The following is an 18,555-nucleotide window of genomic DNA, read 5'->3' on the forward strand; positions in this document are numbered from 1 at the left end:
TGCGAAGACAAGGATTATACCAATGATTACCTCTGCCAAAACTATGACTGCCGGTCTGGCTGGCCTGGTTCTGCTGACCGCGTGCGAGCCGAATGCGTACAATCCCCAGGACCCCAACCGCAACCTGCGTCAGGGCGCCATCCTGGGCGGCGTCGCCGGGGCGGCTGCCGGCGCGATTTCCGGCGACACCGGCGAAGAGCGGCGCAACCGCGCGCTGGCCGGGGCGGTCATCGGCGCGGCAGGCGGCGCGGCCATCGGCTACAACATGGACAAGCAGGCGGCCGAGCTTCAGGCCAACCTCGACAGCCGCATCACGGTGATCAACACCGGCAACGAGCTGATCGTGCGCATGCCGCAGGATATCCTGTTTGCCGTCGACAGCGCCTCGCTGCAGCCCGCGTTGCAGGCGGATCTGCGTACGCTGGCCGCCAGCCTCAACCGCTATCCCGGCTCCACCGTGCAGGTCGTCGGTCACACCGACAACACCGGCACCGCCGCCTACAACCAGGACCTGTCCGAGCGCCGGGCGCTGGCCGTGACCTCGGTTCTGCGCAATGCGGGCGTGCCGTCGAGCCGTCTGCGGGCATCGGGCGCGGGCGAGAACCAGCCCATTGCGTCGAACCTGACCGCATCGGGCCGCGCGCAGAACCGTCGCGTCGACATCACCATTCGCCCGAACTGAGGCGCGCGACGCGCGTGACGCAATGATCGAAAAGGCCGGGGCGCGTCTCCGGCCTTTTTATTGCTCGTTTTTTATTGTTACGCTGCGCATTGCGCCCTACTACCCTGATATTGCGTTGGGGGGATCAATGCCTTTTCAAAAGATTGCCGCTGAAAAACTTTCCTGTTCCGTCGCGCGTCAGATCGAATTGCTGATCCTGCGCGGCATCCTGCGTCCCGGCGAGCGTCTCCCGTCGGAGCGTGAACTGTCCGAAAAGCTGGGCGTGTCGCGCCCGTCCCTGCGCGAAGCGATCGCCGATCTGCAAGCTCGCGGCCTGCTGACGACTCGCGCCAACGCGGGGCTGTTTGTTGCGGAAACCCTGTCGGCGACCTTTCCCAAGGCGCTGACCCAGCTTTTCGCCGCCCATGATGAAGCGGTCTTCGACTACATCGGGTTTCGCCGCGACATGGAAGGCATCGCCGCCGAGCGCGCCGCGCGGCTGGGGTCCGACACCGATCTGCGGATCATCGACGCCAATCTGCGCCGCATGGAGGCCGCGCATCAAAAGAAAAGCCCGGCCGAAGAGGCGTTCCTCGACGCCGAGTTCCACATGTCGATCGTCGAGGCCAGCCATAACGTCGTGCTGCTGCACATGATGCGATCGATGTTCGACCTGCTGCGTCAGGGGGTGTTCTACAACCGTCAGGTGATGTTTCAGCGTCGCACGACGCGGGAGGCCCTGCTCGACCAGCACCGCGCGATCAACACCGCGCTCCAGCGGCGCGACGCGGAACAGGCGCGCGTGGCGGTTGAAGCGCATCTCGATTTTGTCGAAACCTCCCTCGCCGAGCAACGCAAGGCCGACCGCAACGAAGATGTGGCCCGGCTGAGGTTCGAGCATACGCAAAACCGCTGAAGGGCGCGCCGCTTTGCCCTTTGCGGCCTCTCGATCGCTCATGAAAAACCGGCCACGGGGGCCGGTTCCTTGCCGATTTCGGATGGCGGGGCCGCCGCCTAGTGAAGCTTGGCCTTCACCTGCGCGATCGAGTCGTCGATCAACGCATTGCTCTGCGCGGCGGTCAGCTGAGAGGCGATGTAGTCGCGCGCGGCGGCCACGGCGACGGTGATCGCACGGTCGCGGACCTCTTTCATTGCACCGGCCTCGGCGGAGGCGATCTGTTCCTCGGCGGCGCGGATGCGACGTTCGATGGAAACCTTCAGATCCTCTTTCGCCTGTGCCGCGGCACGGGCGGCCTCTTCCTTGGCGTTGGCGACGATGCGATCGGATTGCTCCTGCACCTCGCGCTGCTTGCGCTCATAGGATGCCAGCAGGGCCTGCGCCTCTTCGCGCAGGGCACGCGCCTCTTCCAGATCGGACTGGATGCCTTCGGCGCGTTTGTCGAGCATTCCGCCGATCAGCGACGGCACCTTGAAATAGAACAGCACCCCGACAAAGACGATGAACGCCATCAGAACGATGAAGTCGGTGTTGCCCAGGCTGAAGAAGGGTCCGGTCGCGGCGGCCGCGGGGCTGGCCGATACCGTCAGAAGCGTGATGAGCTTTTTCATGTGGCTACCCTTTGATCCGGCTGGTGACGGCGGCGTCGATCGCCGCATCGTCCGCGGAAACCGGCGACAGGGCCGCGACGATTTCGCGGGCCGTGTCCTTGGCCACCTGCTCGACGTTCGCCAGGGCGCTTTCACGGATCTCGCCGATGCGCTTTTCCGACTCGGCCGAACGTGCGGCGATTTCGGCATCCGCGTCGGCGATGGCCGCATTCAGATCCGCCTGGATGTCCGCCTTGGCGGCCGCGACGATGTTCTGTGCCTCGATCCGCGCGTCGGCCAGGGCCTTTTCATAGGCGGCTTCGGCTTCGGTGGCCTTCAGCTTCAGCTCTTCGGCGGTGGCGATGTCATTGGTGATCGTGCCCTGGCGTTCGGCCAGAACCGACGCGATGCGCGGCAGGGCCACGCGCGACAGCACGAAATAAAGGACCAGCAGCGTGACGACCAGCCAGAAGATCTGGTTGGGAAAGGTGGATGCATCAAGCTGCGGCATTCCCACGGATTTCGTGGGAACTGATTGTGCGGCTTGTTCCGCTACAGTTGCCATGATCGTTCTCCTGGAACCTATGAAGATGCCGGACGGGCCGCGCAGGCCCGCCCGACCGTAAGGATCGTCAGGTGGATCAGACGGCGAACATCAGCAGCAGCGCGACGAGGAACGAGAAGATCCCCAGCGCTTCGGCGAATGCGATGCCGATGAACAGCGTGGCGGTCTGGGATGCGGCGGCCGACGGGTTGCGCAGCGCGCCCGACAGGAAGTTGCCGGCAACGTTGCCCACACCGACAGCTGCTCCGCCCATGCCGATACAGGCCAGGCCAGCGCCGATGTAAGCACCCATGAGTACGATATTGCCTTCCATGTCGTGTTTCTCCTTACGGTTGGAATTGGCTATAGAGTTCGAAAACGGACCTTAGTGGCTGGGATGGAGCGCATCGCGCAGGTACACGCAGGTCAGAATGGTGAAGACGTAGGCCTGGATGAAGGCGACCAGCACCTCCAGGCCGTACATGGCGGTGATCGCCAGCACCGACAGCGGCGAGATCACGGCGATGGCGGCAAAGCCCGCGAACACCTTGATCACCGCGTGACCGGCCATCATGTTGCCGGCCAGACGAATGGAGTGGCTGACCGGGCGGACGAAGTAGGAAATCACCTCGATCAGCGCCAGGATCGGGCGCAGCGCCAGCGGCGCCGAGCTGACCCAGAACAGCCCCAGAAAGGCCGCGCCGTTCTTGACGAAACCCAGGATGGTGACCGTCAGGAACACCGCCATCGCCAGCACGCCGGTGACGGCGATATGCGAGGTGGTGGTAAAGGCGGTGGGCAGCAGGCCCACGAAATTGGCGAAGACGATGAACATGAACAGCGTCATGATATAGGGGAAGTAGCGCAGCGCATCCTTGCCCGCGACATCCTCGACCATCTTGTGCACGAAGCCGTAGGCAAGCTCGCTGATCGACTGCACGCGGCTCGGGATCATCGCCCGCCCCCGGGTGCCCAGCACCAACAGGGCCACGACGCCCAGGATCGTCACGGCCATCCACAACGTCACGTTGGTGGGGGTGTACCAATGCACCGCGTCACCGCCGAACAGCGGCTCGACGATGAACTGGTTCATCGGATGAAAGACCAAACCGCTTTTTTCTTCGATGCTTTCAACAGCCACGTCTAATCCCTCTCGTCCCTGGCGGAGCTTTCCGCCATCGTCTGCTTCTGCGCCTCATTGGCCGAGCGGATCATCGTCTTGACCCCGGCCGCAAACCCCAGCAGCGTGAACACCACCAGAAACAGCGGCAGGGTTCCGAACAGCGCGTCCAGCCCGTAGCCAATGCCGAAACCGATCCCCAGACCGGCCACAAGTTCGATCACCATCCGCCACGCCAGCTGCGCCTTGGAATAATGCTCTTCCGAATGGTGCTTTTCCGGCTTGCTGCCGCCTTTCAGCTTCGCAATCCGGTCCTCCAACTGCTTCAGGCGCTCCTGATCAAGCCGTTCGGACATGAGAAAAGACCCTCTCGGATGGTCGCGGCGAACCTAGAAACGCAGCACTGCGGAGTCAAGCGCACGTTCGCCGTTTCGCGAAATGGACAACATGCTGATACAAAGACGTTTTTCACGATGGCACCGGGGTGCGTCACCTTGGCCGGCGGGGGGATTGACCCCATCAAGGCGCAATCGGCATATTCAACCTTTCGGTTGACCGACGCCGGCCCGCGGCATTACCCCGAGCGCATGGAACAGCATCTGGACCGTGTCTTCGCCGCCTTGGCCGATCCGACCCGTCGGCGCATCCTGACCATGCTGCTGGAGGATGACATGGCCGTCACCGATGTGGCCGAGCCCTTCGCCATGTCGCTGGCGGCGATTTCCAAGCATCTGTCGATCCTGATGCGCGCAGGGCTGATCGTGCAGGAAAAGCGCGGGCGCGTGAAGTGGTGCAAGCTCGACCCCGACGCGATGAAGGAGGCTTCGGTCTGGATGCAGGCGTTCGGCCAGTACGAGGCGCTGGATCTGGATGCCTTCGAGAAATTCCTGAACGCAGAGCTGGAAGACCGCCCCGATCAGGGTTGAGCCTTGCCTGCGCGATGCGGAGGGGCCGCCTGCCCGGTGCGCGCGCCTTCGTCCTTCAACAGCAGCGCCAGCGCCACGCCGGTCATCAGCACCCCCACCGCCACCAGCGGGCGCGGCGCGCCGTGGCCCAGCGCAAGCTCCCACAGGATGACCCAGCTGGGGGTCAGAAAGGTATAGGCGATCACCTTGGCCGCGGGCAGGCGCAGAGCCGCATATTGCAACAGCACGAAGGTCGCCGCGCTGGCGAAGACCGCGACGTAAAGCATGGTGCCCCAGACCAGCGCGGGCAGGTTCGCCCAATCCGTCCGCGCGATGTCGCCCCAGCCCCAGACCAGCAGCACGCCGAAGCCCGCCACCAGCGTGCCGAAGCTGAAGGCAAGCGCGGATTCGCCCCGGTTGAGCTTCTTGACCATGGGAATATAGAGCGCATGCGCGACGCAGCCCCAGAAATAGATGACCTCTCCGGTGCCGATCCCGGCGCTCAGCAGCGCCGACAGATCCGCGCGAAAGATCACCCAAAGCGCGCCCGCCGCGCCGATCGCCAGGGCCAGGGCCATGCGCGGCGTCGTGTGCTGCCGCAGCAGCAGCCAGCCGAACCCGGCCGTCAGGATCGGCATCAGGGTGAAGACCGCCGCCGCCGATACCGGCGCCGCGGTCTTGAGCCCCTCGAACATCAGCACGAAATAGACCGCGAACAGCCCGCCCAGCACCAGAAACCGCCAGGGGGCCGCGAAATCGCCCCGCCGAAAGCCGCCCCGGACGGCCAGCAGCGCGGCCAGGATGGCCCCCGCGATCAGAAACCGGCCCGCGTTCATGGCGGCGGGCGCGATCTGGTTCGCGACCAGCGCCCCCAGCGAAAAGGACCCGGCCACGAGCGCGGAAAAACACAGCATCGCCGCGTGTCCGCGCCACGCCTCGTTCACCCGCGCGGCCGGGGCCGGAGCCGGGGCCGGCGACGCCACGGCGGGATCAGTGGGCATCGGCCCATTCGCGCGCGCGCTGCTTGAGATAGGTCACGAAGGTCTGGACCTTGGCGGTTCGGTGCAGATCGACGTGGGTGACCAGCCAGCATTCCGCCGAAAGCGCCGGGTCGGGTGGCGCGATACGGCGCAGCTCCGGGTATCTTTCGGCCCGCCAGGTCGGCAGGAACCCGAGCCCCGCGCCCGAAATGACCGCCTCCTCAATCGAATGGATGGTCGAGGTGCGAAAGCTGACCTGATCGGGGGGGATGTTTGCCTCGATCCAGCGCTGAAAGCCCACGCGGCTGTTCGCATCGTCGAGCGCGACGAAGCGCTGGCCCGGAAATCCGGCGGCGGGGTCGGGTTCGGGCACCGTCGCCAGATAGGATTGATGCCCGTAGAGCGCGAAATCCAGCCGCAGGAACGGCTGCACCACATTGTCGGGTTCCTGTGGAATGCGGCCTGCGCGGATGGCGACATGCGCCTCGCCGTATTCCAGGCGGAAGACGCGTTCATCCGTCAGGTAGCGGACCGTCAGCTCGGGGTGTTCGGCCTGGAACTCCACCAGGATCGGCGACAGCACGGAGGCCAGCGGCGTGACCGAGGTGACGACCAGCTCTCCCGTCACCTCTTCGCCGCGCCCCTTGATGCGGCTGGCCAGCTGGCCGAACTGATCGTGTGTGGTCTGCGCCACGACCATCAGGTCCCGGCCCGCCTCGGTCGCGGTGTAGCCGCGCGCGTGACGCTGGAACAGCTTGACCCCCATGCGCGATTCCAGAGCGTCGACATGCCGGATGACGGTGGCATGATGCACGCCCAGCTCCTCCGCCGCGGCGGAGACGGTGCCCAGGCGGGCCACGTGAAAAGCGGTGCGGATCTCGTCCCAGTTTTCCATCGCGGCGCAGTCCCCTTCTTTGCATTGCCCTTGTTAATGCCGACCAAACCCGACCGGGGCAATGGATTTCGCGGCTCGGGGGTTGGCGCCAGGGTTGGCGCTAGGGCACGGCCGCGACCTGTTCATTCGCGCACATGATCTGTTCCCTGGCCCGTGTTGCGTTTGAACCTGCGCAGGTCCACCTGTGTCCCAAGCGCAATCCGGCACCCCGGCGCCCTGACCTCCGGCGCCTCTGCGATGCCCCGACCAAGGAAAAATCTCATGTCCGACAGCCTGAATATTCTGCGTATCGATGGCTCTGCCCGCATCGCGGGCTCCGTTTCGCGCGATCTGACGGATCGCATCACCGCACGGTTTGCGGGCGCGGCCGTCACCCGCCGCGACCTCTCGCAACCGCTGCCGCTGATCGACGAGGCCTGGGTCGGCGCGAATTTCACCCCCGCCGAAGCGCGCACCGAGGCGCAGCACGATGCGCTGGCGCTGTCGCAGACCCTGGTCGAGGAGCTGCGGGCCGCGGATGTGCTGGTGATCGGGCTGCCGGTCTACAACTTTTCCGTGCCGGCCAGCTTCAAGGCGTGGATCGACCTGATCGCCCGCGCCGGAGAGACGTTCCGCTATACCGAAGCGGGGCCCGAGGGCTTGCTGACCGGCAAGCGGGCCATCGTGGCACTGGCCTCGGGCGGGACGGAACTTGGCTCCGACATCGATTTTGCCGGGCGCTATATCAAGCACATCCTGGGGTTCATCGGCATCACGCAGGTTGAATTCATCCGCGCCGATCAGCTGGCGCTGGATACCGAGGGCACGATCGCCAAGGCGCATTCGGCCGTCGCGCAGCTGGCCGCCTGATCCCGGCACGGCCACAGGGCTGCGGGCCTTACCCCAGCGCCCTGCCCCCTGCCCGCGGCTTGACTCCCCACGCCGCGGCGCATATAGCGCGCCCCATATCCCGGAAGTTTCACGCTTCCGGTCCCCGGCCCATTGTCGGGGATCGACACCCACCAGCGAGTTTCGCCCGTGGGTGCCGTTGGTCTATGGAGCGTTCCTTCTTATCTGAAGGGGCAGGTGTGAACAGGGTCGAAAGGGGCCGAAGGCATGTTTGAAAATCTATCCGACCGCCTTTCCGGCGTTTTCGAGCGTCTGACCAAACAGGGCGCCCTGTCCGAAGACGATGTGAAGACCGCCCTGCGCGAGGTGCGCGTGGCCCTGCTTGAGGCCGACGTGTCGCTGCCGGTGGCGCGCGATTTCGTCAAGGCCGTGCAGGAAAAGGCGACCGGCCAGGCGGTGACGAAATCCGTCACGCCCGGCCAGCAGGTCGTCAAGATCGTGCATGACGAGCTGGTGCATGTGCTGGCGGGCGACGCCGGCGCGATCGGCGAGCTCAAGATCGACAACCCGCCCGCGCCGATCCTGATGGTCGGGCTTCAGGGGTCGGGCAAGACGACGACCACCGCCAAGCTCGCCAAGCGGCTGACCGACCGGCACGGCAAGCGGGTGCTGATGGCCTCGCTCGACACGAACCGCCCCGCCGCGATGGAACAGCTGGCCGTCCTGGGCCTTCAGATCGGGGTCGACACGCTGCCCATCGTCAAGGGCGAAAGCGCGGTGCAAATTGCCAAACGCGCGAAGACGCAGGCCGCGATGGGCGGCTATGACGTCTATATGCTGGACACCGCCGGGCGGTTGCACATCGACGCCGCGCTGATGGATGAGGTCCAGGCGGTGCGCGACGTGGCCAACCCGCGCGAGACGATGCTGGTGGTCGACGGGCTGACCGGCCAAGACGCGGTCAATGTGGCCGAGGAATTCGAGGCCAAGGTCGGTATTTCGGGCGTGGTGCTGACCCGGATGGACGGCGACGGGCGCGGCGGCGCCGCCCTGTCGATGCGCGCGGTGACCGGCAAGCCGATCAAGTTCGTGGGCCTCGGCGAGAAGATGGACGCGCTGGAGGAGTTCCACCCCGAGCGCATCGCCGGCCGCATTCTGGGCATGGGCGATATCGTCAGCCTGGTGGAAAAGGCGCGCGAGACGATCGAGGCCGAACAGGCCGAGCGCATGATGAAGCGTTTTCAGAAGGGTCAGTTCAACATGAACGACCTGAAGATGCAGATCCAGCAGATGCAGAAGATGGGCGGCATGGAAGGCGTCATGGGCATGTTGCCCGGCATGAAGAAGATGTCCGCCCAGGCCGAAAAGGCGGGCATGGACGACGGGATGCTCAAGCGCCAGATCGCGCTGATCAATTCGATGACCAAGAAGGAACGCGCCAATCCGCAGATCCTTCAGGCCAGCCGCAAGAAGCGCATCGCCAAAGGCGCGGGGCTGGAGGTGAGCGAGCTGAACAAGCTGCTCAAGATGCACCGCCAGATGGCCGACATGATGAAAAAGATGGGCAAGATGGGCAAGAAGGGGATGCTGAAGGGCGCGCTTGGCCAGATGTTCGGCAAGGGCGGCGCGCCGTCGCCCGAAGAGGCGGAGGCGATGGCGGCCCGGATGGGCGCCCCCGGCACCCTGCCCCCCGGCATGGCGAATTTCGGCGCAGGCGGCGGGCTGCCCCCCGGCCTGTCCGGCTTTGGAAAAAAGAAATGAGGCGGCTCTCGTGGATGCTTCCCGGTCTTTTGGCCGGATGCGCGGCGAGCGTGCCCGGCTCGGACGATCTGTTGCTCGACAATCAGTCGGCGTTCGGCGCGCCGGGGTTGTCGGTGCTCGTCGCGCGTGAGGGCGCCAGCGCGCGCGTCACGATCCTGTCGGCGCGCAGCCTCGGCCGGACCGAAGCCGCCGCGATTGCCGTCAAGGCCGCGCGCGAGGCGACCGCTTGCACCGAACTGACCCCTGTCGAGGTCGAGCCCGCGACCGCGGCGACGGCCGAAACGCATGTTCGCGTGGCCCTGGCGGGATGCAGCGCATGAGCATGCAAGACACCCCCACGCCCCGGATGACCCCCGAGACGGACGCCACCACGGATGCCACCAACCGCGCCGCAGACCTGCTGAAGGATCACCGCGATTCGATCGACCGGCTCGACGCGATCCTGGTCTACACACTGGGCGAGCGGTTCAAGCACACGCAGGCCGTCGGGCGGCTCAAGGCGCGGCACGACCTGCCGCCCTCGGACCCCGCGCGCGAGGACCGCCAGATCGAACGGTTGGAGTGGCTGGCCCAGGAGGCCGACCTCGACCCCGATTTCGCCAAGAAATTCCTGAATTTCGTCATTCAGGAAGTCATCCGTCATCACAAACAGATCAAGGAATAGGCGGGGCGACCCGTCAGGCCAGTATCAAGGAGAATTCTCATGGCTATGAAAATCAGACTAGCGCGCGGCGGCTCCAAGAAGCGCCCGCATTACGCCATCGTCGCCGCCGACAGCCGCATGCCGCGCGACGGCCGCTTCAAGGAAAAGCTGGGCACCTACAACCCGCTGCTGGCCAAGGACAGCGAGGACCGCGTCAAGATGGACATGGAGCGCGTGCAATTCTGGCTGGACCAGGGCGCCCAGCCCTCCGACCGCGTCAGCCGCTTCCTGGAAAACGCGGGCGTTCTGCCCAAGAAGGACCGCGCCAACAACAAGAAAGGCGTTCCCGGCAAGAAAGCCAATGAGCGCGCCGAGCAGAAGGCCGCCAAGTCGGCCGCTGCCGCAGAGGCCGCCAACGCCCCCGCGGATGATGCCGCTGCCGAGTGATCGCCGGACCCGGGGGCAGCCGCCGGAATTCGATCAGGAATTCCGGCGGACGCTCGACGACCTGCTGCGCTGGCGGCGGGACGTGCGGCATTTCCAGGCCACGCCTGTGGATGACGCGCTGATCGACCGCTGCCTGGACAGTTTCGCGCTGGCCCCCTCGGTGGGGCTGTCGCAACCCTGGCGCATCATGCGCGTCGACAGCCCCGCCGCGCGCGCGGAGGTGCTGGACAATTTCCAGACCGCCAATGCCGAGGCCCTGGCCGGATACAGCGGCGAACGCGCCCGCACCTATGCGGGGCTGAAGCTATCGGGCATGCGCGAGGCGCCCGTGCAGCTGGCGATCTTTTGCGATGAGGCGACGCGCCAGGGCCGCGGGCTGGGCGCAAAATCCATGCCCGAGATGCGCCGCTATTCGGTGGTCGCCGCCATCACCCAGTTCTGGCTGGTCAGCCGCGCCGAGGGTCTGGGCGTCGGCTGGGTTTCCATCCTCGACCCCGACCGGCTGTGCCGCGATCTGTCGGTGCCCGAGGGCTGGGTGCTGGTCGGCTATCTCTGCGTGGGGTGGCCCCAGGCGCAGACCGTCACACCGGAGCTGGAAACCGTCGGCTGGCAGACGCGCCAGCTTTCGCACCAGATCCTGAGGCGCTAGGGAGGATGTCTTTGCCCCCGTTCACGCCCCGCCTCCCGTTCACGCCCCGCCTCCCGTTCACGCCCCGCCCCCCATTCACGCCCCGCCCCCTGTCTCGCCCGCGCTGCCTCACGGAGAAGCTGTCTTGAAATCCGACCTGATCTGCCTTGGTGCGATTGCGGGCTCCTTCGGGGTCAAGGGCGAGGTGCGCCTGAAATCCTTCTGCGCCGATCCCGCCTCCATTGGCGATTACGGCCCCCTGATCACCGAGGACGGCACCCGCAGCTTTACCGTCAAGGTGACGCGGCCCGTCGCGGGCGGCTTCGCGGCCCGTCTGGGCGGCATCGCGAGCAAGGAACAGGCCGACGCGATGCGCGGCACCCGCCTTTATGCCCCGCGCGACGCCCTGCCCGCCCTGCCCGACGATGAATTCTACCACGCCGATCTGATCGGGCTGGAGGTGGTGGATACCGGCGGCGCGGCGCTCGGCCACGTGCGCGCGGTCATGAACCACGGCTCCGGCGATCTGCTGGAACTGTTTCAACCCGGCCGCAGCAGCACGATCCTGCTGCCCTTCACCCGCGAGGCCGTGCCGACGGTCGATCTGGCGCAGGGACGCATCGTCGCCGACCCGCCCGAGGGGCTGCTTTAACCCGCCCCGTCGTTCCGGCCGCCGCGCCTTCGCCTTTCTGCCCCCTTGACGGAACCTTTGCCCCGCAGGCCGGTTGAGCCGCGAGCGAGGATCACATCGGCGTGACCCGCCACGATCTGGCCAGAACATTGGTCGCAAATGAAAGGTTCCCCCATGCTGAAGCTTATCCTGATCCTCCTTGTCGTTGCGGCGATTGCTGGTCTGCTGGGCTTTGGCCGGGTGTCGGGCGCGGCGATGACCGGCGTGAAAATCCTGGTGGGGATCGCGCTCATCCTGTTCCTGCTGATGCTGCTGGGCGTCTTCGCGATCGCCTGACCCGGCCGATCCGCGCCTGCGCTGGCGGGTGGGGCCGAGCACGCGCCCCGGGCGCGCCGCCTGACCGGACACAAGCGCGGGCGCCTCTCTGCCGCGCGCGCTTTCCAGCGCTCTTGCGCAGGCTGCGGGCGCGGGATAGATCCGCGCAATGTCGACACCTCCGAGCAAATCCCACGGCAGGCTGCGGATCGCGGCCTCTGCCCGCCCACGCGAACTGATGAGCGACACCCCCGATCTGGCGGGAACGTGGAAGGCGCGGGTGATCACGCTGCTACCCGATGCCTTTCCCGGCATCCTCGGCGAAAGCCTGACGGGCAAGGCGCTGCAACAGGGCCTCTGGTCGCTGGAGCCGATCGACCTGCGGCTGTTCGGCGAAGGCAAGCATCGCAACGTCGATGACACGCCCGCGGGCGGCGGCGCGGGCATGGTGCTGCGCGCCGACATCGTCGATCGTGCCCTCGGCTTTGCCGCCCGCGACACGCCCGACCCGGCGGCGGCGCCCGGCCAATGGCCGGTGATCTACCTGTCGCCGCGCGGGCGGCGCTTCGATCAGGCCATGGCGCACCGGCTGGCGTCCGCGCGCGGTGTCACGCTGCTGTGCGGCCGGTTCGAGGGCGTGGACGAACGCGTGCTGGAACATCATGGCGTCGAGGAGGTCTCGCTCGGGGACTTCGTGATGACCGGCGGCGAGATCGCAGCTCAGGCCTTGATCGACGCCACGGTCCGCCTTATACCGCGCGTGCTGGGGAATCAGGCATCGACGGAGGAGGAATCCTTTTCCGACGGTCTGCTGGAACATCCGCAGTATACGAAACCCGCTGTCTGGAACGGTCGCGCGATCCCCGAAGTTCTTCTTTCGGGACATCACGCCAATATCTCCGACTGGCGCCGGGTCATGGCCGAAAGGCTGACAAAGCAACGACGACCTGATCTCTGGCGGGCTTACTGTGCAAGACACAATAGGGACCCGGACGAAGACCGAGAGCTCTGAGGACGCGCCCACTTCGCGGAAAAAACCGCGAGCATGATTAGGAGAGCTGCGATGGATCTGATCGCACAGCTGGAAGCCGAGCAAGTTGAAGCGCTCGGCAAGGAAATTCCGGATTTCAAGGCGGGTGACACCATCCGCGTCGGCTTCAAGGTGACGGAAGGCACGCGCACCCGCGTGCAGAACTACGAAGGCGTCTGCATCGCACGCAAGAACGGCGTGGGCATCGCGGGCAGCTTCACCGTCCGCAAGATTTCGTTCGGCGAGGGCGTGGAGCGTGTGTTCCCGCTGCACTCGACCAACATCGACAGCATCACCGTGGTCCGCCGCGGCAAGGTGCGTCGCGCCAAGCTTTACTACCTGCGCGCGCGTCGCGGCAAATCCGCCCGTATCGCGGAGCAGTCCAACTATCGGCCGAAGAAATCGGCCGGCGCCCAAGCCTGAGGAGAGACGAGATGAAAGCCGACATCCACCCCGACTATCACATCGTCGACGTCAAGATGACCGACGGCACCGTGGTTCAAATGAAATCCACCTGGGGCTCCGAAGGCGACCAGCTGGCGCTGGACATCGACCCGTCGGTCCACCCGGCCTGGACCGGAGGCTCTTCGCGGTTGATGGACACGGGCGGCCGCGTATCGAAATTCAAGAAAAAATACGAAGGACTGGGTTTCTAGGCCACAGTTTGCTCACTGGCGCTTCCCAAGCGCCAATACACAACATATAGTGAAGGCGTACCCTATCGGGTACGCCTTTTCAGTATTTGAGGCGGGGGCAATTTCTGCGTGGCACATATTATCGTATCCGGGAACGAAAAGGGCGGCTCTGGCAAATCCACAGTGTCGATGCATGTGGCCACGGCGCTGGCCCGCATGGGGCACAGGGTCGGCGCGATGGATCTGGATCTGCGTCAACGCACCTTTGGCCGATACATCGAGAACCGGCTCGGCAACGCACAGAAGAACGGGCTGAGCTTTGCCAGCCCCGAGCTGATGGAACTGCCCGAGGTCGATGAGGCCACGCTCGGACCCGGCGAAAACGTGTTCGACGTCAAGCTGTCGACCGCCGTGGCCCAGCTCGAGGGCAAATGCGATTTCATCGTCATCGACTGCCCCGGTTCGCACACCCGGTTGAGCCAGGTGGCGCATTCGCTGGCCGACACGCTGATCACGCCCCTCAACGACAGCTTCGTCGATTTCGACCTGCTGGCGCGGATGGACCCCGACAACAACAAGATCCTGGGGCCTTCGGTCTATTCGGAAATGGTCTGGGCGGCACGGCAGCTGCGATCACAGGCGGGCTTGCCGCCGATCGACTGGATCGTGCTGCGCAACCGGCTGGGCAGCCAGTACATGCACAACAAGAAAAAGGTCGGCGAGGCGCTGGAAACGCTGTCCAGGCGCATCGGCTTTCGCGTGGCGCCCGGCTTTTCCGAGCGCGTGATCTTCCGCGAACTTTTCCCCCGCGGCCTGACGCTGCTGGATCTGAAGGACATCGGCATTCAGAACCTCAACCTGTCGAACGTCGCCGCGCGGCAGGAAGTGCGCGACCTGATGAAATCGCTGGAACTGCCGGGCGTCACGATAGATTTCTGACCGGGTGCGGCGCCCGCGCCCGTGCCCTGTAACATTCCGGCGCCGGATGGATGCGAATTGTTTCAGCCGTCCGCCTTGCCGAGCGCCCGAAGCGGTCCCCGAGCGGTTTCGCCCGCCCCCGCGCTCACCTGTGTTCAACCCGATGTGACACGGCCGCCGCGCCCCTGTCGCGCGCCGCCTTAAAAACGCATTATCGCCTGAACGATGCAGGAGATGCCCGTCCATGACCCAGAGCACGGTTAATCGAAAAGCGGGACTTCTGCGCGGGCTGCCGCTGCTGGCGATCCTGATCTGCGCCGCGCTCGGCGCGTTCTTCCTGCGCGATTACCTCTCGTTCGAGACGCTGCGCGAAAATCACGAGGGGCTTGCCTCCTTCCGCGATGAAAACAGGGTGCTGACGGTCCTGGCCTTCGTCGGCGTCTATGTGCTGATCGCCGGATTCAGCCTGCCGGGGGCGACGATCGCGACGCTCACCGGCGGCTTCCTCTTCGGGGTGTTCCCGGGGGTGCTCTATAACGTGCTGGGGGCGACCATCGGCGCCACGGCCATCTTTCTGGCGGCGCGCTGGGGTCTGGGCGACATGCTGGCCGCGCGGCTTCGGGGCGGCGACGGGGCCGTGTCGCGCATCAAGACGGGCATCGACGACAATCAATGGTCGATGCTGTTTCTGATCCGGCTGGTGCCGGCGGTGCCCTTTTTCGTGGCCAATCTGATACCCTCGCTGGTGGGCGTGCCGCTCCACCGCTATGTGATCACGACGTTCCTCGGCATCATTCCCGGTGCGCTGGTCTATACCTCCGTCGGGGCGGGGCTGGGCGATCTGTTCGAGCGCGACGAGACGCCCGATTTCGGCATCATCTTCGAATGGCACATCCTGCTGCCGATCCTGGGGCTTTGCGCGCTGGCGCTGCTGCCTGTCGCGTTGAAGGCGGTCCGCCGCGAAAAGGGGCTTTGACATGAGCGACAGGATCGACACCGACATCTGCGTCATCGGGGCGGGGTCCGCCGGGCTGTCGCTGGCGGCGGGCGCGTCCCAGATGGGCGCGCGGGTGGTTCTGGTCGAAGGCCACAAGATGGGCGGCGATTGCCTGAATTACGGCTGCATTCCCTCCAAGGCCCTGATCGCGGCAGCCAGACACGCGCAGGGAATGCGATCCGGTCGGCCGTTCGGCATCACGCCCGTGGTCCCCGACATCGACTATGCCGCCGCAATGAACCATGTGCGTGACGTGATCGCCACCATCGCGCCCGTCGACAGCCAGGACAGATTCGAGGGGCTGGGCGTGCACGTCATCCGCGCCCATGGCCGTTTTGTCAGCCCGACCGCGCTTGAGGCGGGCGGTCATGTGATCACGGCGCGCCGGTTCGTGATCGCCACCGGCTCCTCCCCGCTGGTACCGCCGATCAAGGGGCTCGACAGCGTGCCCTATCTGACCAACGAAACACTGTTCGACCTGCGCGAACGGCCCGCGCATCTGCTGATCATAGGCGGCGGGCCCATCGGAATGGAAATGGCGCAGGCCCACCGCAGGCTGGGGTGCGATGTGACCGTGATCGAGGGCGAGACGGCGCTTGGCCGCGACGATCCCGAATGCGCGGCGATCGCGCTGGACCGGCTGCGCGGCGAAGGCGTGCGCATCATCGAGGGCGAGCAGGCCGCGCAGATCGGCGGCACGGCCGGGGCGATCACGCTGCGCACCTCCGCCGGAACCGAAGTGTCCGGCTCGCACCTGCTGGTCGCGGTCGGCCGCAAGGCCAATATCGACCGGCTCGATCTGGACCGCGCCGGGGTCGACCACGACCGAACCATCACCGTCGGCGACGATCTGCGCACCAGCAACCGGCGCATCTATGCCATCGGCGATGTCGCGGGGCGGCTGCAATTCACCCATGTCGCCGGGTATCACGCCGGGGTCATCCTGCGCCCGATCCTCTTTGGCCTGCCCGCGCGCGCGCGCAGGCACCATATTCCCTGGGCCACCTTCACCGACCCCGAACTGGCGCAGGTCGGTCTGACCGAGGCCCGGGCGCGCGAGGTCCATGGAAACAAGGCAAGCTGCGTCCGTTTCGCCTTTGCCGAAAACGACCGCGCCGTGGCCGAACGCCGCACCGAGGGTCTGATCAAGGTCTCCGTCGTGCGCGGCAAGCCGGTCGGCGCCACCATCGTGGGTCCGCATGCGGGCGATCTGCTGGGGGTCTGGGCGCTTGCCATCGCCAACGGCACGAAGATGAGCGGCATCGCCGGGATGGTCGCCCCCTACCCCACCTGGGGCGAAGTGAACAAACGCGCGGCAGGGGCCTACTTTTCCCCAAAGCTTTTTGATAACCCCTTGGTAGAGCGGACCGTAAGGCTGGTGCAGCGCATCATCCCCTAACCGCGATGACAGGGGTAAGGGAATGTTCCTGAACACACTCTCCGGCCGGTTCCTGCTGCTTACCACCGTGTTCGTCATGCTGGCCGAAGTGCTGATCTTCGTGCCCTCCGTCGCGCGGTTCCGCCAGGATTATCTGTCGTCGCGGCTGGAGCGCGCGCAGATCGCCTCGCTGGCGCTGCTGACGGAAAACATGGTTCCCCCCGATCTGGAAAAGGAACTGCTGGCCAATGCAGAGGTGTTCAACGTGGTGCTGCGGCGCGACGCGGTGCGCCAGCTTGTGCTATCCTCGCCCATTCCCTCGCCGGTCCATGCCACATACGACATGCGCGCGCCCGGCGCCTGGACGCTGATCCGCGACGCGCTCGCCCAGATGGCCGACCCGGCCGACCGGGTGATCCGCGTTCTGGGCGATCCGGTCCGGGAGGCGGGGATGCTGATCGAGATCACGATGCCGACCCGCGACCTGCGGCTCGCCATGATCGACTACGGGCTGCGCATCCTGCTGCTGTCGGCTGTCATCTCGATCTTCACGGCCGTGCTCTTGTTCCTTGCGGTGCGCCGGTTCCTCGTCAAGCCGATCGAGCGGCTGGTCGATCACATGGCCTCCTACGCGGCCGCCCCCGAGGACGCGCAGCGCATCATCGCCCCCACCGCCGGCGTGATCGAGCTGCGCCGCGCCGAAGACGCGCTTCAATCCCTGGAAAAGCAACTGACCGCCGCCCTGCGCCAGCGGCAGCGGCTGGCGCAGCTGGGCGCGGCAGTGGCCAAGATCAGCCACGATCTGCGAAACATCCTGACCACCGCGCAGCTGTTCGCGGACCGCATGGACCAGTCCGAGGACCCGGGCGTCCAGCGCGCCGCGCCCAAGCTTGTCGCCTCCATCCGCCGCGCGGTGAACCTGTGCGAAAGCACCCTGGCCTTCGGCAAGGCCGAAGAGGCTCCGCCGACGCTTGCCCGCGTCGATCTGGCCGCCCTGGTGGCGGACGTCTTCGAGAGCGACGCGCTTTCCGCACCCGACGCCCAGGTTGAACTTCGCCGGGAAATCCCCGCCGATCTGAGCGTGCGCTGCGATCCCGAGCAGATGTACCGCGTGCTGGCCAACCTGATCCGCAACGCGCGCCAGGCCATCGCCGCCACGGGCGCGCCCGGCCGCGTGCTTGTGTCCGCCCGGGAGGGCGCACGCGACTGGACCATCAGCGTCAGCGACACCGGCCCCGGCCTGCCCCCCAAGGCGCAGGAGCATCTGTTCACCGCCTTCCAGGGCGGCACGCGCAAGGAGGGCACCGGCCTCGGCCTCGCGATCGCCGCCGAACTGGTCGACGGCCACGGCGGCACGCTGACGCTGGAACGCACCGGCCCCGAGGGCACATGCTTCGCCATCACGCTGCCGAAAACCGCGGCCATTTTCGATCCGCAAATCTTGTAAAATCCCACTTGCATCGCCCGCGCGCCACAGGTAGACCGCCCCACGACGCGCTGGTAGCTCAGTTGGATAGAGTACTTGACTACGAAGAGAGTAGTCTCTCTTCCAGCTTTCCTAAAAGACACCTGAAAACAGCAAGTTACGGCCAGGGGTCGGATTGGTTAGGGGAATTTTCCCCAAGACTTCCCCACAGCCTTCCCCTTCCCCCGCCCCGGCCCGTGCCGGGGTTTTTGCGTTTTTAGGGGAA

At 65.9% G+C, this 18,555-nt stretch carries 25 protein-coding genes; 18 read left to right on the top strand and 7 right to left on the bottom strand.

The window, feature by feature from the left end:
- Nucleotides 1-22 precede the first annotated feature (22 nt).
- Both ACU0BR_RS07480 and ACU0BR_RS07485 read left to right on the top strand, forming a co-directional pair.
- Nucleotides 23-682: an OmpA family protein gene (locus ACU0BR_RS07480; protein ID WP_446156227.1), complete on the top strand. Its 660-nt coding sequence runs from the start codon at nt 23-25 to the stop codon at nt 680-682.
- Between the two features lie 127 nt (nt 683-809).
- Nucleotides 810-1,577 carry a FadR/GntR family transcriptional regulator gene (locus ACU0BR_RS07485; protein ID WP_446156259.1) on the top strand — a complete coding sequence of 256 codons (768 nt, stop codon included), beginning with the start codon at nt 810-812 and terminating at the stop codon, nt 1,575-1,577.
- Nucleotides 1,578-1,675: 98 nt separating this feature from the next.
- On the opposite strand, the gene ACU0BR_RS07490 is transcribed toward ACU0BR_RS07485, so the two are convergent.
- The 5 genes from ACU0BR_RS07490 to ACU0BR_RS07510 all read right to left on the bottom strand — a co-directional run bounded on the left by ACU0BR_RS07490 (nt 1,676) and on the right by ACU0BR_RS07510 (nt 4,229).
- Entirely contained in the window at nt 1,676-2,230 is a 555-nt protein-coding gene (locus ACU0BR_RS07490) for a F0F1 ATP synthase subunit B (RefSeq protein WP_446156228.1), read from the bottom strand.
- Nucleotides 2,231-2,234: 4 nt separating this feature from the next.
- The gene (locus tag ACU0BR_RS07495; RefSeq protein ID WP_446156229.1) at nt 2,235-2,774 is read right to left on the bottom strand and encodes a F0F1 ATP synthase subunit B'; all 540 of its coding nucleotides are present in this window, start codon (nt 2,772-2,774) and stop codon (nt 2,235-2,237) included.
- A gap of 76 nt (nt 2,775-2,850) precedes the next feature.
- Nucleotides 2,851-3,087 carry a F0F1 ATP synthase subunit C gene (locus tag ACU0BR_RS07500; RefSeq protein ID WP_446156230.1) on the bottom strand — a complete coding sequence of 79 codons (237 nt, stop codon included), beginning with the start codon at nt 3,085-3,087 and terminating at the stop codon, nt 2,851-2,853.
- Nucleotides 3,088-3,138: 51 nt separating this feature from the next.
- Nucleotides 3,139-3,846: a F0F1 ATP synthase subunit A gene (locus tag ACU0BR_RS07505; RefSeq protein ID WP_446156260.1), complete on the bottom strand. Its 708-nt coding sequence runs from the start codon at nt 3,844-3,846 to the stop codon at nt 3,139-3,141.
- A 50-nt stretch (nt 3,847-3,896) separates the two neighbouring features.
- Nucleotides 3,897-4,229 (bottom strand): AtpZ/AtpI family protein, encoded by a 333-nt coding sequence (locus ACU0BR_RS07510; protein ID WP_446156231.1) that lies wholly within the window; start codon nt 4,227-4,229, stop codon nt 3,897-3,899.
- A gap of 231 nt (nt 4,230-4,460) precedes the next feature.
- On the opposite strand from ACU0BR_RS07510, the gene ACU0BR_RS07515 reads away from it, so the two are divergent.
- Nucleotides 4,461-4,799 carry an ArsR/SmtB family transcription factor gene (locus tag ACU0BR_RS07515; RefSeq protein ID WP_446156232.1) on the top strand — a complete coding sequence of 113 codons (339 nt, stop codon included), beginning with the start codon at nt 4,461-4,463 and terminating at the stop codon, nt 4,797-4,799.
- Here the strand turns inward: ACU0BR_RS07515 and ACU0BR_RS07520 are convergent.
- A complete protein-coding gene (locus ACU0BR_RS07520; protein WP_446156233.1) occupies nt 4,790-5,692 on the bottom strand; it encodes a DMT family transporter in 903 nt (300 codons plus the stop codon). The two genes, ACU0BR_RS07515 and ACU0BR_RS07520, sit on opposite strands and share 10 nt — an antisense overlap.
- Nucleotides 5,693-5,768: 76 nt before the next feature.
- Nucleotides 5,769-6,653, bottom strand: coding sequence for a LysR family transcriptional regulator (locus ACU0BR_RS07525; RefSeq protein WP_446156234.1), 885 nt, complete (start codon nt 6,651-6,653; stop codon nt 5,769-5,771).
- A 261-nt stretch (nt 6,654-6,914) separates the two neighbouring features.
- Between ACU0BR_RS07525 and ACU0BR_RS07530 the strand changes: the two genes are divergently transcribed.
- The 15 genes from ACU0BR_RS07530 to ACU0BR_RS07600 all read left to right on the top strand — a co-directional run bounded on the left by ACU0BR_RS07530 (nt 6,915) and on the right by ACU0BR_RS07600 (nt 18,311).
- Nucleotides 6,915-7,502 (top strand): FMN-dependent NADH-azoreductase, encoded by a 588-nt coding sequence (locus tag ACU0BR_RS07530; protein WP_446156235.1) that lies wholly within the window; start codon nt 6,915-6,917, stop codon nt 7,500-7,502.
- 246 nt (nt 7,503-7,748) lie between these two features.
- On the top strand, nt 7,749-9,242 hold the full coding sequence (gene ffh, locus ACU0BR_RS07535; RefSeq protein WP_446156236.1) for a signal recognition particle protein: 1,494 nt from the start codon (nt 7,749-7,751) through the stop codon (nt 9,240-9,242).
- Nucleotides 9,243-9,256: 14 nt separating this feature from the next.
- A complete protein-coding gene (locus ACU0BR_RS07540; protein ID WP_446156237.1) occupies nt 9,257-9,562 on the top strand; it encodes a hypothetical protein in 306 nt (101 codons plus the stop codon).
- Nucleotides 9,563-9,564: 2 nt separating this feature from the next.
- Nucleotides 9,565-9,906 (top strand): chorismate mutase, encoded by a 342-nt coding sequence (locus tag ACU0BR_RS07545; protein WP_446156261.1) that lies wholly within the window; start codon nt 9,565-9,567, stop codon nt 9,904-9,906.
- A 39-nt stretch (nt 9,907-9,945) separates the two neighbouring features.
- Nucleotides 9,946-10,332 carry a 30S ribosomal protein S16 gene (rpsP, locus tag ACU0BR_RS07550; protein WP_446156238.1) on the top strand — a complete coding sequence of 129 codons (387 nt, stop codon included), beginning with the start codon at nt 9,946-9,948 and terminating at the stop codon, nt 10,330-10,332.
- Nucleotides 10,316-10,981, top strand: a complete 666-nt coding sequence (bluB, locus tag ACU0BR_RS07555) for a 5,6-dimethylbenzimidazole synthase (RefSeq protein ID WP_446156239.1) — start codon at nt 10,316-10,318, stop codon at nt 10,979-10,981. The genes rpsP and bluB overlap by 17 nt, the downstream gene beginning before the upstream one ends.
- 124 nt (nt 10,982-11,105) lie before the next feature.
- Nucleotides 11,106-11,612 carry a ribosome maturation factor RimM gene (gene rimM, locus ACU0BR_RS07560; protein ID WP_446156240.1) on the top strand — a complete coding sequence of 169 codons (507 nt, stop codon included), beginning with the start codon at nt 11,106-11,108 and terminating at the stop codon, nt 11,610-11,612.
- Between the two features lie 153 nt (nt 11,613-11,765).
- Nucleotides 11,766-11,927, top strand: a complete 162-nt coding sequence (locus ACU0BR_RS07565; protein ID WP_446156241.1) for a DUF1328 family protein — start codon at nt 11,766-11,768, stop codon at nt 11,925-11,927.
- A 148-nt stretch (nt 11,928-12,075) separates the two neighbouring features.
- Nucleotides 12,076-12,918, top strand: coding sequence for a tRNA (guanosine(37)-N1)-methyltransferase TrmD (gene trmD, locus ACU0BR_RS07570; RefSeq protein ID WP_446156242.1), 843 nt, complete (start codon nt 12,076-12,078; stop codon nt 12,916-12,918).
- A gap of 51 nt (nt 12,919-12,969) precedes the next feature.
- Nucleotides 12,970-13,359: a 50S ribosomal protein L19 gene (gene rplS, locus ACU0BR_RS07575; RefSeq protein ID WP_446156243.1), complete on the top strand. Its 390-nt coding sequence runs from the start codon at nt 12,970-12,972 to the stop codon at nt 13,357-13,359.
- Nucleotides 13,360-13,370: 11 nt separating this feature from the next.
- Complete coding sequence (rpmE, locus tag ACU0BR_RS07580; protein WP_446156244.1) at nt 13,371-13,592, top strand: 50S ribosomal protein L31; 222 nt, start codon at nt 13,371-13,373, stop codon at nt 13,590-13,592.
- 108 nt (nt 13,593-13,700) lie between these two features.
- Nucleotides 13,701-14,510, top strand: coding sequence for a division plane positioning ATPase MipZ (locus ACU0BR_RS07585; RefSeq protein WP_446156245.1), 810 nt, complete (start codon nt 13,701-13,703; stop codon nt 14,508-14,510).
- 223 nt (nt 14,511-14,733) lie between these two features.
- On the top strand, nt 14,734-15,465 hold the full coding sequence (locus ACU0BR_RS07590) for a TVP38/TMEM64 family protein (RefSeq protein WP_446156246.1): 732 nt from the start codon (nt 14,734-14,736) through the stop codon (nt 15,463-15,465).
- Nucleotide 15,466: 1 nt separating this feature from the next.
- On the top strand, nt 15,467-16,885 hold the full coding sequence (locus ACU0BR_RS07595) for a dihydrolipoyl dehydrogenase family protein (RefSeq protein ID WP_446156247.1): 1,419 nt from the start codon (nt 15,467-15,469) through the stop codon (nt 16,883-16,885).
- A 22-nt stretch (nt 16,886-16,907) separates the two neighbouring features.
- Nucleotides 16,908-18,311, top strand: a complete 1,404-nt coding sequence (locus ACU0BR_RS07600) for a sensor histidine kinase (RefSeq protein WP_446156248.1) — start codon at nt 16,908-16,910, stop codon at nt 18,309-18,311.
- Nucleotides 18,312-18,555 lie beyond the last annotated feature (244 nt).

The sequence above is a fragment of the Brevirhabdus sp. genome, assembly GCF_052826345.1.